Below are 14,666 nucleotides of genomic sequence, written 5' to 3'. Positions count from 1 at the left end.
GCGCGGCGGAGGGGGTGCGTCCGCGGGTGATGATCGGTAAGGGGTGATCCCGAAATCGGGTGGTGACATCCGGCGATTCAGTCTCTAGGGTGCCTGAATATGGATATGCACACTGTGGTGCTGAGGACGTCCGGCACCACCGCACAGGACGTCATCGCGGTGGCCCGCGGCGCGGCCCGGATCGAGCTGTCCGAGGAGACCCGCGCGGCCGTGGCCGCCTCCCGCGCCTTCATCGACGAGCTCGCCGCCAAACCGGACCCGGTCTACGGCGTCTCCACCGGCTTCGGCGCGCTCGCCGTACGCCACATCAGCCCGGAGCTGCGCGCCCAGCTCCAGCGCAACATCGTGCGCTCGCACGCGGCCGGCATGGGCCCGCGGGTGGAGCGCGAGGTGGTCCGCGCCCTGATGTTCCTGCGGCTGAAGACCCTCGCCTCCGGGCACACCGGCGTCCGTCCGCTGGTCGTCGAGACCATGGCCGCCATCCTGAACGCCGGCATCACCCCGGTCGTCCACGAGTACGGCTCCCTCGGCTGCTCCGGCGACCTCGCGCCGCTCTCGCACTGCGCGCTGACGCTGATGGGCGAGGGCGAGGCGGAGGGCCCCGACGGCGCCGTACGGCCCGCCGGCGAGCTGCTCGCCGAGCACGGCATCGCGCCCGTCGAACTGCGTGAGAAGGAGGGGCTGGCCCTCCTCAACGGCACCGACGGCATGCTCGGCATGCTGGTGATGGCCTGCGCCGACCTCGCCCGGCTGTTCACCTCCGCGGACATCACCGCCGCGCTCTCCCTGGAGGCGCTGCTCGGCACGGACAAGGTCCTCGCCCCCGAGCTGCACGCCATCCGGCCGCACCCCGGCCAGGCCGCCTCGGCCGCCAACATGCTGAAGGTGCTCGCCGGTTCCGGCTTCACCGGCCACCACCAGGACGACGCCCCGCGCGTCCAGGACGCGTACTCGATCCGCTGCGCCCCGCAGGTCGCCGGCGCCGGCCGGGACACCCTCGACCACGCCCGCCTGGTCGCCGACCGCGAGCTGGCCGCCGCCGTCGACAACCCGGTCGTGCTGCCCGACGGCCGGGTGGAGTCCAACGGGAACTTCCACGGCGCACCGGTCGCCTACGTCCTGGACTTCCTGGCCGTCGCCGCCGCCGACCTGGGCTCGATCGCGGAGCGCCGTACCGACCGGCTCCTGGACAAGAACCGCTCGCACGGGCTGCCCGCCTTCCTGGCCGGGGACCCGGGCGTCGACTCGGGCCTGATGATCGCCCAGTACACCCAGGCCGCGCTGGTCAGCGAGCTGAAGCGGCTGGCCGCCCCGGCGTCGGTGGACTCCATCCCGTCCTCCGCGATGCAGGAGGACCATGTCTCGATGGGCTGGTCGGCGGCCCGCAAGCTGCGGACCGCGGTCGACAACCTGACCCGGGTCCTGGCCGTCGAGCTCTACGCGGCGACCCGCGCCGTCGAGATGCGCCAGGGCCTGGCCCCGGCACCGGCCACCCGCGCCGTCCTGGACGCCATACGCGCCGCGGGCGTCCAGGGGCCGGGCGAGGACCGCTTCCTCGCGCCGGACCTGGAGGCCGCATACGCCTTCGTCCGGGACGGGAAGCTGGTGGACGCCGCGGAGTCGGTGACCGGCACGCTGGCGTGACGCACCGTCAGCAGTACCGTCCGGTGGGCGGTCCGGCGGCGTGACGCGCTGATGCGCGGCCGTCCGGGGCCGCCGCCGGCGGCGCGCCGTCCGGGCCCGGGTGCGGGCTCAGACGGCTTCGTCGCGGGTACGGCGTACCGAGTAGCCGACCAGCGCGGCGCCGAGCGCCAGGCAGGCGGCGCCGCCGACCACGTAGGGCGTGGTGTCCGGGCTGCCGGTGTCGGCGAGGCGGTGCGGCCGGCCGCCGTCGGGCGCGGTGCCGCCGGGGTGTGTGGTGGTGGAGCGGCTGTCGGCGCTCTGCGCGCCCTCGGCGGCCCGGCCCGGGTGGCCCGCCTGCTTGCCCGGGGCACCCGATCGGCCCGCCCTGGAGAGGTCCGCCTGACCCGGACGGGTTGCTGCGGAGGCCGTGTGCAGACCGGAAGGTGCCGTTCCGTCATCTCCCACGATCGCGTTGGCGGACGGCACGAACCACAGGGCGAGCAGCACCGATCCCGCGGCAGCGGCGGTCAGTAGCGGTCGTCGTGCGGTCACGAAAGCTATCCCCCTTGTGGGTTCGGCGAATTGGCCGTTGACCGCAGATGTTAGTGACCGCCGCGGGTCGCGGGGAAGTCGGGACCCGTACGTGCTTACGCTCCGTGCTATGAGCAATGGTGAGACATCACGTTTTGTGCGGCTTCACGTCGAACTGGTCATGGAGATCACCGACGCCGAGCAGCTGACCGGCGCCGCTCTCGACCACATCAACGGCGACCCGACGATCCCGGAAGAGGAGCGCCGGCAGTCCGAGGAAACGGTCAGAGACGATCCGGCGGAGGCGCTGGCCCACCTCATCGATCCCTTCGACCTGGTCACCAGAGTGCCCGGCACCGAACTCGCGCAGGCCTCCTGGAGCAGCGAGGAGATGACCGACTACGACCCCGACGCCGAGTGGGACGCGGCGGAGTGGGATCTGGCCGACGACGCGGACGGGGAGGGCTGACCGGGCGACCGCCGCCCCCGTTCCCCCGCACCCGCCGGCGGCGCACCCGCCACCCGGCGACCATCCGACGACCACCCGCGGCCCCCGTACGGCATCCCGCCGTGCGGGGGCCGATGACGTGTGGGGCGGAGCGTCGTTATGCGGGCGGGGGCTGTGACGCGGGCCATGGCCGGGCGGCAGAGGGTGTGGCACGATCTGCGGCAATTCTCGATCAAATAGCCTTTTTGCCGCATTGAGTGGCCTTCCCCACATTTCTCCAAGGAATGGAACGGGCGAATCGGAAAAGGCGTTCACATGGAGTCGGCCGGAATGCCTGCGTCCAGATATGCCTGCGTTCAGGTGGCGGCTCGCTCGGGGATTTTTCGGAATCGGTAGCAATGGAGAAGCGTGTGATGACGGACAGCAAGCGCCGCAAGGGCCTGATAGCCAGTGCCGCGCTGCTCGGGGGCGTACTCACGGTTGCCGCGGGTGGCACCAGCAGTGCCGCCGGCCACAGTGACGCCGCGAGCGCCGGACGCCACGAGAACACCCAGCAGGTCGACGACGCGGCCTCCCAGGCGGCCTCGCAGGCGAACATCGACATCGTGCCAGGGGACGGCGCGACCGACGTCGGGACCGGCGGCACCAAGGTGACGGTCAGTGGCGGCAAGCTCACCGACGTGACCATGACCACGGCGCACGGCGGTCGGACCGTCGCGGGCACCCTGTCCGCCGACGGCACCTCGTGGCGGCCCAAGCAGGCACTGGCCCACTCGACCACGTACAAGATCACCGCGCAGGCCGCGGACGCCCAGGGCCGCAAGGCCGTGGCGAACTCGACCTTCAGCACCGGGTCCCCGGCGAACATGTTCCTCGGGCACTTCACGCCGGAGGACGGTTCGACCGTCGGCGTCGGCATGCCGGTGTCGATCAACTTCGACAAGCCGGTCAAGAACCGGCACGCCGTCCAGTCCGCGATCGGCGTCGCCGCGAGCAGCAACCAGCAGGTCGTCGGCCACTGGTTCGGCGACAGGCGGCTGGACTTCCGCCCGAAGGACTACTGGAAGCCGAACTCCCAGGTCACCGTGAAGCTCGGCCTGGCCGGCGTCGCGGCGTCCCCCGGCGTCCACGGCGTCCAGAACAAGACCGTCCGCTTCACCGTCGGCCACTCGCAGGTCAGCACCGTCGACACCAAGTCGCACATGATGACCGTGGTGCGCGACGGCAAGGTGATCAGAACCATCCCGATCTCGTCCGGCGACAAGGACCACGCGACCTACAACGGTCAGATGGTCATCGCCGAGAAGTACCTCCAGACCCGGATGAACGGTGCGACCGTCGGCCTCACCAAGAAGGACGGCAAGGGCGAGTACGACATCCCCGACGTCCCGCACGCCATGCGGCTGTCGAACTCCGGCACCTTCATCCACGGCAACTACTGGGCCCAGGGCGTCTTCGGCAAGGTCAACAGCAGCCACGGCTGCATCGGCCTCCAGGACGTGCAGGGCGCCAAGGAGCCCTCGACCGACGGCGCGTGGTTCTTCGCCAACTCGCAGCTCGGCGATGTCGTCAAGGTGATCAACTCCCCGGACCGGACCATCCAGCCGGACAACGGGCTCAACGGGTGGAACATGTCCTGGACGCAGTGGGTCGCGGGCAGCGCGGTGTGATCGGCCGTCCCGTGGGGGATCTGATCTGACCTGATCCGGTCTGACCTGACCTGACCCGGTCCGAACGACGCCCGGCGTCGCCGTCATCGCGGCGCGCCGGGCGTCGCGTCGTACGGTGCGTACCGTGCCAGGCGGCGGCGAGCGAGGTGCGGCTCGGCGGGCGGCAGTGACGGATGGGCCGGAAACGGGTACGGGTACGGGAAACATGCTCCCCGCCCTGCACCATCTGGCCCGTATCGCCGCCGACCCGCATCCGGCGACGCGGGCCGCCCTCCAGGACGCGGGCGTCGTCCCGCTCCTCCGGGCGATGTCGGCGCAGGACCGGCGGCTGTCGTACCGGGGAGGGGTGCGGGCGTTCACCCAGGACGAGGCGGTGCGCGCGGCGCCGGCACAGGTGCTGGCGGCGGCCACCGGGGCCGGGGGCTGACCGGCCGTCCTCCGGCCCCCCGGCCCTCCGTACAGTGACCGGGTGAGCGAGCACGGAAGAGGCAGCCGGGGCAACGGCCGGGGCGCACGCGCCACCCCGCCCGCCGACGAGGCCGCCGAACTGGTCGGCGGCGTCCTCGGCAGGGTCCGCTACGCGGCGGACGGGACGGCGGCCGAGGACGCCATGGAGACTGGCGCCTCGATGCTGGCCGCGGCGGCACCCGGCTGGGAGGCGGTGAGCGCCGCCGTGCTGGCCGCCGCGGCCGACGCCGTACGGCGGTGCTGGGCGGGCGGCTGGCAGCCCGCGGACCTGGAGCGGATGGTCCGGCGGGATGCACCGGACACCACGCTGGCGGCGCTGGCCGTCGACGCCATCGCCGCCGAGGAGTCCCGACACCCCGGAGCCGGTGCGCCCCACGACCCCCGCCGGCAGGCCCAGCTGGACCGCCTCGACGCGCGCGTCTGGTGGGACAGCGACCGCGGCTACCTCGACGCGCTGGCCGCCCGCCGCCGCACCTCCCGCTTCGAGACCGCGTACGACGTCCTGGCCGTGCTGCGGCTGATCGCCCGGCTGCCCCGCATCACCCCGCTCCCGCCGCCGCCCCACCCCTCCGCCGCGTCCGCGGCACGCGCCACCGGCGGGAGCGCCGCGGCCTCCCGCGCGCTGGGCCGGATCCGCGGGCTGCTGGCCAAGGCCGAGGCCACCACCTTTGCGGAGGAGGCCGAGGCGCTGTCCGCCAAGGCCCAGGAGCTGATGGCCCGTCACAGCATCGACGAGGCCCTGCTCGCCGGCGCCGACGGCCTCCGTGGAGCCGGGCCGGCCGACGGCCCCGCGGCGATCCGCATCGGCATCGAAGGGCCCTACGAACAGGCCAAGGCCCTGCTCCTCGACGCCGTCGCGGCGGCCAACCGCTGCCAGGCCGTCTGGGCGTCCGACGTCGCCTTCTCCACCGTCATCGGCTTCCCGCCCGACCTGGAGGCCGCCGAACTCCTCTACACCTCACTGCTCCTCCAGGCCACCTCCGCCATGAACCGCGCGGGCGACGACCACCACGCCCGCGGTCGGTCCCGCCGCACCCGCGACTTCCGCCAGGCCTTCCTCGTCGCCTACGCGGACCGCATCCGCACCCGGCTCGCCGCCGCCACGGAAGCCGTCACCGCCGCCGCGTCCGCCGAATCCACCGCGCCCGACCGCCTCCTCCCGGCCCTCGCCGCCCGCGCCCTCGCCGTCGACGAGACCACCGGCACCCTCTTCCCGGACACCGCCCCGGTCCGCCTGCGCGGGGTACGGGACGCGGCCGGCTGGCACCAGGGCACCGCCGCGGCGGACCGCGCCCGCCTGGGCCGCACACCACCGGACGCGGAGCGTTAGAGCCCGTCCGGTGGGCCGGAGCCGGGACAGCACACCTGGGCCCCCATACCAGTGCCTCTGCGGCCGACTCGGCGGCCGTCGAGTCCACCGGGGACGAAAGCGCCTTTGTGGATCTTCACGCTTCATTGCGCTTCATTGCGCTTCTTTGTAGCCCTTTGCGGTTCTTTGCAGTTCTTTGCGGATCAGCCGGTCGAACTGGGCTCCGTGACACGGGTATTGGCCCCAAGCCGCCCCGCCTCCGCCGCGATCCACCCGGCCGCCGCACCACCCGCGGACCCCGATGCGCCACCTCCGCACGCCCGGCCATCGCAAACCCACCCGAGCGGGCGACGAGCGACCTACGCGATCCCCCGCAGCAACTCCGCAGCAACTCCCTCTGGGATCGCGGCCCACCCTGCACCTCTCCCCGCGAACGGTGGAACGGCATCTCGCCCGCGGTCTGCGGAAGTTGGGGGCGCCTTCCCGGTATGGCTTGGCGCGGATGGACGGACGGGAACGGTGGACAGGAAAGTCGAGGCGCGCCGTGGCCGCTTCCGTTACGAATCAGCATTGCTTCAATGCTTGTTCGATCGCTCCCAGTCGACCTCGGTCAGGATTGGGGCGCATTCATGCCATCCCCCATGCCATGGAAGGCCTCGCTGCCTCATGCTCAACGATGACGACGCCCCGCCCTCCGATGCCGAACTCATCGCGTCCTTACGGAATCCGGATTCTGATGCCACGGATTCTGATGCCGCGTTAGACGAGCTGTATCGGCGGCACCGTTCGGCAGTCCTTTCGTATGCAGCCGCCTGCTGCCGGGATCCGCACACCGCCGAGGACCTCACCGCGGAGGCCTTCGCCCGCACCCTCCAGGCCGTACGATCCGGCAAAGGCCCCGAGTCCGCGTGGCGCCCGTACCTGCTCACCATCGTCCGCCGCACCGCCGCAGACTGGGCCGGCAGGGCCCGTCGCACCGAGCTGTCGCCCGACTTCGAGCAATGGCTCGCCAACGCCCATGACGCGCCCGGCGCGGAGAGCAGCGAGGAGAGGATGCTCCGCCTGGAGGACAACAGCCTCGTGCTGCGGGCCTTCCGCTCGCTGCCCGAGCGCTGGCAGACCATCCTGTGGCACACCGCCGTGGAGCGGGATTCGGCCCAGAAGGTGGGTTCCCGGCTCGGCATGAGCCCGGCCAGTGTCAGCTCCCTGGCCTACCGGGCCCGGGAAGGCCTGCGGGAGGCGTACCTGGCCGCGCATGCCGTCAGCGACTCCGCCACCGACGAGTGCCGCCGGTACCGATCCCGGCTCGGCGCCGTGGTGCGACGCCCCGGAAGCCGCAGGACCAAGGACTTCGAGCGACATCTGACACGGTGCGAGCACTGCCGCCGCGCGCTGATCGAACTCACCGACCTCAACGAACGACTGGGTTCGGTACTGCCCGTCGCGGTGCTGCTCTTCGGCGGCTCCGCCTATGTGGCGGCACGGCTCACCGACACCGCAGTGGGCACCGGCGCGGGCGCGCTGGGCTCCGGAAGCCCGAACGGCGCCTCCCTCCATGGAAGTACCGGACTGTGGGCGAGGCCCGGGGCCGCCGCCGCCATAGCCACCGCCGTCGGGGTCGCCATCGCCCTCCTGCCCATGCCCTTCGGCGACCACGACGAGAGTCCGCAGAGCGCACCACCGCCTCCTCCGGTGACGCGGAAGGACACTTCGCCCGCGCCCCGGACGCCACCCCCGTACCTGCCCCCACCTGCCGCCCGACCCCCGTCCTCTTCCCCGACCCCGACCCCGACCCCGTCCTCTTCCTCTTCCTCGCCCCCGACCTCTTCCCCGACCCCGGCCTTGTCCCCGTCTACCACCGCGGCCACGCCCCCGTCCTTGCCCAATCGTGCGGCCGGCTCCTCGCCCACACCTGCGACCACGGCCGACGGCGCGGCCACAGCCCCGCATTCGCCCACCGCCAAGCGCGCGCCCTCGCCGTCATACGCTCCTGCGGCCACCCCTGCGGCCACCCCTGCGGCCACGCCTGCGGCCACGCCTGCGGCCACCCCTAGGCCCGCACCGACCGCACCCCCGACGCCGACCGCGCCCTCGACGCCGACCGCGCCCCCGACCCCGACGCCTCCGCCCACGTCGACGCCTCGGCCCACGTCGACGCCAACACCCATGCCTACGCCGCCACCCATGCCTACGACGCCGGCGCCCGCGCGTTCCGTCGCGCCCACGCCGCCTGCGCCGCCTGTGCCCACGCCGCCCATGCCGCCCACGCCGCCTGCGGCACCACCGCAGGCGGCGCAAGGCAGCGATCTCAGCGCCTGCTATCACGACGCGTGTCAGGTCGAGGTGACAGGCGGGGACACGATCCCGCTCGACGGCCAGGCGGGCGTCGACGTGTTGAAGATCGTCAGCGTCGCCAACAACAGCCTGAGCTACGACGCGTCTTCGGGTAACGGCGCGCAGACCGCCAGCGGCAGCCAGTCCGGTCCCGGTACCTCGACGATCAACCATCTCGTCATGGACATCCTCAGTATCGACGGGAGTCGAGCGCTCATCCGCCTCCATAAGGGGTGACCTGCCCCGCCCCGCCACAGCGGGCGCGGGCCGTCACCGGACAGTGCCTATTACGCACCAGAGCAGCATTTCAGCAGGTCGGACGGTCGAACTGGCGCCTGTGTCCCTGGTGTTGGGACTAGAGGGAGAGGTTGCCCCTGAAGGTCTCCGAAGTGTTCGGCCGTCCGCTCACTGCCCGACAGCGGTGGGCGGGACGGCCGATTGACCGCCGCCGAATGCGAGGAACTCAGGCAACTCCGCAAAGCGAACTCCGGGTTGGAGCGGGCGAATGGGATGCCGAGAACGAGTCGATGCTCGTGGTGCCGTTTCCGGGGAGGGCCTCGGTCAGCATGGTCTGGTGGGCGTCTGGAGGATCCGCCGGGCGCAGTTGCCGAGGTGGCCGACCGGGTCGCCTTGCGTGCCGGCGAGAGGAGACGCGCTGGGAGCGGGTCGCTGAAGGCTTGAGCGGTGTTCCGCAGGGGCGGCGGCCACCTCGGGTCGGACGCGCCGGCCCAGCGACGTGTCCACCGGTTTCGGACTCTGTTGGTGTGTGCTTCGCACACTGTTCACGGGGCGTGCCTCAAACGGTTTGATGCGTGCTGCCAATCTGCCTGCCGACGACATTCGCAGACTGGAGTGTGAAGCATGCGCAAGACGGCCTTCGGTTGGAAGCAGACCACGGCGGGCGCTGCTGCTGCGGCGCTGGTGATGGGGGGCGCCTTCATGGGGGTGGCCGACGCGTCGCCCGCTGAGCCGCGGCAGGGCGAGGGTGTGCCACAGCACGTCTTCTACATCATGATGGAGAATCACGGGAAGTCCCAGATCATCGGCAACACCGCCGATGCGCCCTATATCAACCAGCTCGCCACCAAGTACAACACTGCGTCTGATTTCCACGGAGTCACCCACCCCAGCCTGCCCAACTACCTGTCCGCCTTCTCCGGGTCCTTCCAGGGCATCTGGGACGACTGCAAGGCGGGAGCGACGGTGACCTGTCCCCCGGAGGAGTTCGTCCCGGGTTCGGGCGACGCGACCGACGGCGCTTCACTGACGCCCGCCCAGGTGGCCAGCGCGAGCAAGACGCCGCACATGTTCTCCGGCCGCAACCTCGTCGACCAACTGGAGGCGAAGGGGCGGACGTGGAAGGCGTACATGCAGTCCATGCCGCAGGCGGGCTTCGAGGGCGAGTACGCGCCGGGCAACGTCAACGGCACCACGGTGAAGCTGTACGCGCAAAAGCACAACCCGTTCATGTACTTCTCGGACATCAACTCCCCGGGCAACCCTCGGCTGAAGCAGGTGGTGCCGCTGGAGAAGAACTTCGACGCGGACCTGGCCTCGGGCACGGTTCCCGACTTCTCCTGGATCAGCCCCGACCAGTGCCACGACATGCACGGGATATCCCCGAGCGCCGCGGCGATCGTCGGCCTCCCCGACTGCGGTTATCCCAGCTCCGGCCTCGACCACGGGGCGATCCGGCTCGGCGACCAGTTCCTCCACGACACGGTCACCAAGATCATGAACTCCCCGACGTGGAAGGCGAGTAACTCCAGCATCGTCATCAACTGGGACGAGAACGACTACTCCGGCTACTCCGGAGGGCCCGGCAGCCCGGTGGGGGCGAAGGGTGCCGTGCTCGGCGGCGGGGACGCGCCGCTGATCGTGATCAACTCCCACAGTGGCCCGCACAAGGACTCCGACGTCCCCGCCGACCACTACACCGTGCTCGCCACGCTTGAGCACATGTGGCACCTCGGCTGCCTGGAGAACACCTGCTCGGCCCGCACCTCCGGCTCGCTGCGGGATCTGTTCGCCCGCTAGGCGGGGCTGCGCGACCGCCGGCCGAAGGCGGGAACTTCGGGGTGCGTCTCGCGATGGCGTGCTCGGTGGCCGGACTCCCGGCATGGAGGGAAACCCGACGAGTGCCCCTGGCATCAAGGCCAGGGGCACTGGGCGAACGGAGCGGCCGGTGCGACCGTCGCGTTCCGCGAGCCTCAGCCGCCGGCGCCGGCCACGCCCACCGGGCACGAGACGCCCGTCCCGCCCAAGCCGCAGTACCCGGCGGGGTTCTTGTCCAGGTATTGCTGGTGATATGCCTCAGCCGGATAGAAGGGGCGGGAGGCGTCGGCGGGGAGGATTTCGGTGGTGATGTCGCCGTAGCCGGACGACTGGAGGACCTTGCGGTAGGCGTCGCGGGAGGCTTCGGCGGCCTGCTGCTGGGCGGGGGAGTGGGTGTAGACGGCGGAGCGGTACTGGGTGCCGACGTCATTGCCCTGGCGGAAGCCCTGGGTCGGGTCGTGGGACTCCCAGAAGAGCTTCAGCAGCGCGGTGTACGGGACGACGGCCGGGTCGAAGACGACGCGGACGGCCTCGGTGTGGCCGGTGTGGCCGCTGCACACCTCTTCGTAGGTGGGGTGCGGGGTGTGGCCGCCCTGATAGCCGACGAGGGTGGTCCAGACACCGTCGGTCTGCCAGAACTTCCGCTCGGCGCCCCAGAAGCAGCCCAGGCCGAAGTCGGCGGTCTCCAGGCCCTCGGGATACGGGCCGAGCAGCGGGTTGCCGAGGACGGTGTGCCGGTCGGGGACGGTGAAGTCCCGCTCGGGGCGGCCCGGAAGCGCTTCCTCGGGGGTGGGGAGATGGGTCTTGAAGCGAGAGAACAGCATCAGGATCGTGCTCCAGAGATGAGGGGCGGAGGGGGCGGAGGGGCGGACTCAGGCGCGGAGAGATGTGCGGACACGGACGGGGCCACTGGCGCGGACGCGGCGCGGGTATCGGTGCAACGTGTGGGAGCGGGCGGGCATTCCTTCGCTGTCTGCTGTCTGCTGTCTGCTGTCTGCTGTCTGCTGTCTGCTGTCTGCTGTCTGCCGGTGGCCGGTGGCCGGTGGCCGCTGGGGCCGCCGGCCGCGGCGGGTCACCCGCGCGGGCGGAAGTCCGCCGGCGTTCCGCCGAGCTGCTCCCAGCCCGCGATGGCCAGCGCCCGGTACGCGGCGTACTCGGCGGCGGGGCTGCGCCCGTATGACCACGGGACGGCGCCCACGTGGCCGTCGACCAGGCGGAGCTGCTCCATCGCCTCGGCGTAGCGCTCGGCGCGGACCAGGAACCAGACGAGGAGATGCCGCACGTGCGGTGCCATCGGGTGGTCGGCGGGGGCCTCGCGCAGCGCGAAGTGGGCGCCCTCGATGGCGCGCTCGACGACCGCGCTCTGGTAGAGCCCGCGGACCATGTTGGCCTCGGGGAGGTGCTCGTAGACCGCGAACAGCGGCAGCGCCGGCAGCAGGCTCTTCGCGGGGGCCCCGGACGCGGCGCGCTCGGCGAAGGCTTCGGCGTCCTTGCGGGAGCCGTGCCACTTCTCCGACCAGTACGGGAGCGCGGCCAGATGCGCGCCCATGTGGTGCGGCGCGCGCTGCACGACCTTGGACCACAGCTCCTCGTAGTCGGCGGGGCGCTCGCCCAGGCCTCGGGAGACGGCCAGCTCGGTGAGGTACGGGATGGGGCTGCCGGGCGCCAGCAGGCCCGCCTCCCGGCAGACCGTACGGGCCTCCTCCAGGATCATCCGGAAGTCCTGGGAGCCGGGGTCGCGGAGCGCCTGGAAGACCAGGAACTGGGCGTGCGTCTGCGCGCCGCCGGGGTCCTTCGGCGCCTCGGTGCGCCAGGTGCGCAGCCAGATGCCGCCGGTCCGCCGGCCGCCCGCGCCCGCCGGGTCCCCGGCCAGCTCGAACGCGGCGGCGCCGGCCAGTGTCTGCACCCGCTGCCAGCGGCGCTCCCAGTCGTCGCCGGTGGACTTCAGCAGCTCGGCGGCCGGGCGCCAGTCGTGCGTGCGCCGCATCTCGGCCAGCGCCTCGGCCAGCTCGGGGTCGGGGCCCGGCAGCCGGACGTCCAGTTCCTCCAGGGGGACGAAGCCGTAGCCCGCCATCGGGTCGCCGGCCACCACCAGGCCCTCCCGGGCGTGCTGTACGGCCCGCCGGCGCCGCATCCAGGGCAGGAAGACGAAACCGCCGAGCATGATCGCGGCGAGGAGAACCAGCAGAGCGTCCATGTGGTGTGTCCCGGTTGGAGGGGGCGGAGGGGCGGCGGGCCGCGGGGGCGGTCGGGGGCTGAGCGGTGCGAGAGGCCGGGACGGTCGGTCCGCGGTGGCGGGTGCCGGATGCGAACCGGTGTCCGGATCTCTCGTAGGTATCCACTATCCAGCGAACCAGAAAGTTCCGGAAAGTTCGGCCGCGCGGCCGACTACCCTCGGCAGACATGAGCGATCAGCGCGACGAGCGCCACCAGCACTTCGAAACCCTCGCCATCCACGCAGGTCAGGAGCCCGACCAGGCCACCGGCGCGGTGGTACCGCCCATCTACCAGGTCTCTACTTACAAGCAGGACGGAGTGGGCGGGCTGCGCGGCGGCTACGAGTACAGCCGCAGCGCCAACCCGACCCGTACCGCCCTGGAGGAGAATCTCGCCGCCCTCGACGGCGCTCGCCGCGGCCTCGCGTTCGCCTCCGGCCTCGCCGCCGAGGACTGCCTGCTGCGCACCCTGCTCGCGCCGGGCGACCACGTCGTCATCCCCAATGACGCCTACGGCGGGACGTTCCGCCTGTTCGCGAAGGTCGTCGAGCGGTGGGGTGTGGAGTGGTCGGTGGCCGACACCTCCGACCCGCGGGCCGTCCGCGACGCGGTGCGGCCCCGTACGAAGGTGATCTGGGTGGAGACGCCCAGCAACCCGCTGCTCGGCATCAGCGACATCGCGGCGCTGGCCGGGGTCGCCCGCGACGCCGGGGCCAGGCTCGTGGTCGACAACACCTTCGCCAGCCCCTACCTCCAGCAGCCGCTCGCCCTCGGGGCGGACGTGGTGGTCTACTCCACGACCAAGTACATGGGCGGGCACTCGGACGTCGTCGGCGGTGCGCTGGTCGTCAACGACGACACACTCGGCGAGGAACTGGCCTACCACCAGAACGCGATGGGCGCGATCGCCGGGCCGTTCGACGCCTGGCTGGTGATGCGCGGCATCAAGACGCTGGCCGTCCGGATGGACCGGCACAGCGCGAATGCGGCGCGCGTCGCCGAGTTGCTGGCCTCCCACAAGAAGGTGACCCGGGTCTACTACCCGGGGCTGGCCGAGCACGCCGGCCACGAGATCGCCGCCAAGCAGATGCGGTCGTTCGGCGGCATGGTGTCGTTCCGGGTCGCGGGCGGCGAGGAAGCGGCGGTGGAGGTCTGCAACCGCGCCGAGCTGTTCACCCTCGGCGAGTCGCTGGGCGGTGTGGAGTCGCTGATCGAGCACCCGGGGCGGATGACGCACGCCTCGACGGCCGGTTCGGCGCTGGAGGTCCCCGCCGACCTCGTCCGCCTGTCGGTCGGCATCGAGTCCGTCGACGACCTGCTGGCGGACCTCACGCAGGCGCTGGGCTGAGCCGGTAGCGGCCCCTGGTCACCACCCCTCCACGGGGGGAGGGGTGGTGCGGGTCGGCGGGGGACGCCAGGTCTGCTCAACTGCCGCCCAGGTCGGCAGAGTTGTCAGGGCCGGCAGGGCGAGCACAGCCGGGCCGGCAGGGCGAGCACAGCCGGGCCGGCAGGGCGAGCACGGCCGGTCCCCTACGGCGTAGGCCCGCGCCGGCGTACGGATCGGCAACTCCTCGGCGACCGGGGCGGGTTGGGCGGCGGCTTCGCCGGTCAGCAGGGCGGCGGCAGGCAGCAGCCGGCCGGCCGCGCCCGCCACGAAGAGCTCGAACTCCCGGGCCCGGCGCCGCTCCCGCGCCCACTGCCGCTCTCCACGGCGCCTCCCGGATGACGGGCATCCGACGCCACCGGGTCCTATGGCACGTTAGTCCGGGAGCGGGGTCAAGGCGTGCGACGGCAGCCCGATACGAGGGCGGCACCCCGATACGCGGGCGGCGCCCCGATACGCGGGAGAGCGCGCCGGCACCGGCTCTCGTGCGCACCGGCACCCGTTCTCGTACGCACCGGCCCCGCCCCCGTACGCACGCCGGGCCGACCGCCCGTACGCCGGCCGGCCGCCCCCCCCGTACGCCGGCCGGCCGCCCCCCCCGTACGCGTCAGGACGACGCCGGACCCGC

General features: G+C 72.2%; 12 protein-coding genes. 8 read left to right on the top strand and 4 right to left on the bottom strand.

The annotated features are described in order from the left end of the window. Nucleotides 1-99: 99 nt before the first annotated feature. Complete coding sequence (gene hutH / locus IEZ17_RS24275) at nucleotides 100-1,644, top strand: histidine ammonia-lyase (protein ID WP_189303476.1); 1,545 nt, start codon at nucleotides 100-102, stop codon at nucleotides 1,642-1,644. A 108-nt stretch (nucleotides 1,645-1,752) separates the two neighbouring features. Here hutH and IEZ17_RS24270 read toward each other — a convergent pair whose 3' ends face one another. Beyond that, nucleotides 1,753-2,175 (bottom strand): hypothetical protein, encoded by a 423-nt coding sequence (locus IEZ17_RS24270; protein WP_189303474.1) that lies wholly within the window; start codon nucleotides 2,173-2,175, stop codon nucleotides 1,753-1,755. Nucleotides 2,176-2,284: 109 nt separating this feature from the next. Here IEZ17_RS24270 and IEZ17_RS24265 point away from each other — a divergent pair, with 109 nt between their 5' ends. The 6 genes from IEZ17_RS24265 (at nucleotide 2,285) to IEZ17_RS24240 (ending at nucleotide 10,420) form a co-directional block, all read left to right on the top strand. After that, complete coding sequence (locus IEZ17_RS24265) at nucleotides 2,285-2,623, top strand: hypothetical protein (RefSeq protein ID WP_229852590.1); 339 nt, start codon at nucleotides 2,285-2,287, stop codon at nucleotides 2,621-2,623. 392 nt (nucleotides 2,624-3,015) lie between these two features. Then, on the top strand, nucleotides 3,016-4,272 hold the full coding sequence (locus tag IEZ17_RS24260) for a L,D-transpeptidase (protein WP_189303472.1): 1,257 nt from the start codon (nucleotides 3,016-3,018) through the stop codon (nucleotides 4,270-4,272). Nucleotides 4,273-4,477: 205 nt separating this feature from the next. Further along, nucleotides 4,478-4,699: a hypothetical protein gene (locus IEZ17_RS24255; RefSeq protein WP_189303470.1), complete on the top strand. Its 222-nt coding sequence runs from the start codon at nucleotides 4,478-4,480 to the stop codon at nucleotides 4,697-4,699. Between the two features lie 42 nt (nucleotides 4,700-4,741). Continuing rightward, nucleotides 4,742-6,070 carry a DUF2786 domain-containing protein gene (locus IEZ17_RS24250; protein WP_308427691.1) on the top strand — a complete coding sequence of 443 codons (1,329 nt, stop codon included), beginning with the start codon at nucleotides 4,742-4,744 and terminating at the stop codon, nucleotides 6,068-6,070. A gap of 645 nt (nucleotides 6,071-6,715) precedes the next feature. Then, complete coding sequence (locus tag IEZ17_RS24245) at nucleotides 6,716-8,620, top strand: RNA polymerase sigma factor (RefSeq protein ID WP_189303468.1); 1,905 nt, start codon at nucleotides 6,716-6,718, stop codon at nucleotides 8,618-8,620. A 624-nt stretch (nucleotides 8,621-9,244) separates the two neighbouring features. After that, the gene (locus IEZ17_RS24240) at nucleotides 9,245-10,420 is read left to right on the top strand and encodes an alkaline phosphatase family protein (RefSeq protein ID WP_189303466.1); all 1,176 of its coding nucleotides are present in this window, start codon (nucleotides 9,245-9,247) and stop codon (nucleotides 10,418-10,420) included. Nucleotides 10,421-10,593: 173 nt separating this feature from the next. Here IEZ17_RS24240 and msrA read toward each other — a convergent pair whose 3' ends face one another. Beyond that, nucleotides 10,594-11,262 (bottom strand): peptide-methionine (S)-S-oxide reductase MsrA, encoded by a 669-nt coding sequence (gene msrA / locus IEZ17_RS24235; protein ID WP_189303464.1) that lies wholly within the window; start codon nucleotides 11,260-11,262, stop codon nucleotides 10,594-10,596. Nucleotides 11,263-11,510: 248 nt separating this feature from the next. Further along, nucleotides 11,511-12,635 carry a hypothetical protein gene (locus IEZ17_RS24230; protein ID WP_189303462.1) on the bottom strand — a complete coding sequence of 375 codons (1,125 nt, stop codon included), beginning with the start codon at nucleotides 12,633-12,635 and terminating at the stop codon, nucleotides 11,511-11,513. A 206-nt stretch (nucleotides 12,636-12,841) separates the two neighbouring features. On the opposite strand from IEZ17_RS24230, the gene IEZ17_RS24225 reads away from it, so the two are divergent. Then, complete coding sequence (locus tag IEZ17_RS24225; protein ID WP_189303460.1) at nucleotides 12,842-14,002, top strand: cystathionine gamma-synthase; 1,161 nt, start codon at nucleotides 12,842-12,844, stop codon at nucleotides 14,000-14,002. An 18-nt stretch (nucleotides 14,003-14,020) separates the two neighbouring features. On the opposite strand, the gene IEZ17_RS24220 is transcribed toward IEZ17_RS24225, so the two are convergent. After that, nucleotides 14,021-14,308 carry a hypothetical protein gene (locus tag IEZ17_RS24220; protein ID WP_189303458.1) on the bottom strand — a complete coding sequence of 96 codons (288 nt, stop codon included), beginning with the start codon at nucleotides 14,306-14,308 and terminating at the stop codon, nucleotides 14,021-14,023. Between the last annotated feature and the right edge of the window lie 358 nt (nucleotides 14,309-14,666).

The sequence above is a fragment of the Streptomyces albospinus genome (assembly GCF_014648695.1).
GTDB lineage: Bacteria > Actinomycetota > Actinomycetes > Streptomycetales > Streptomycetaceae > Streptomyces > Streptomyces albospinus.
Note: the sequence above shows the minus strand (reverse complement) of the source record. Positions and strands in the feature narration are given on the sequence as shown.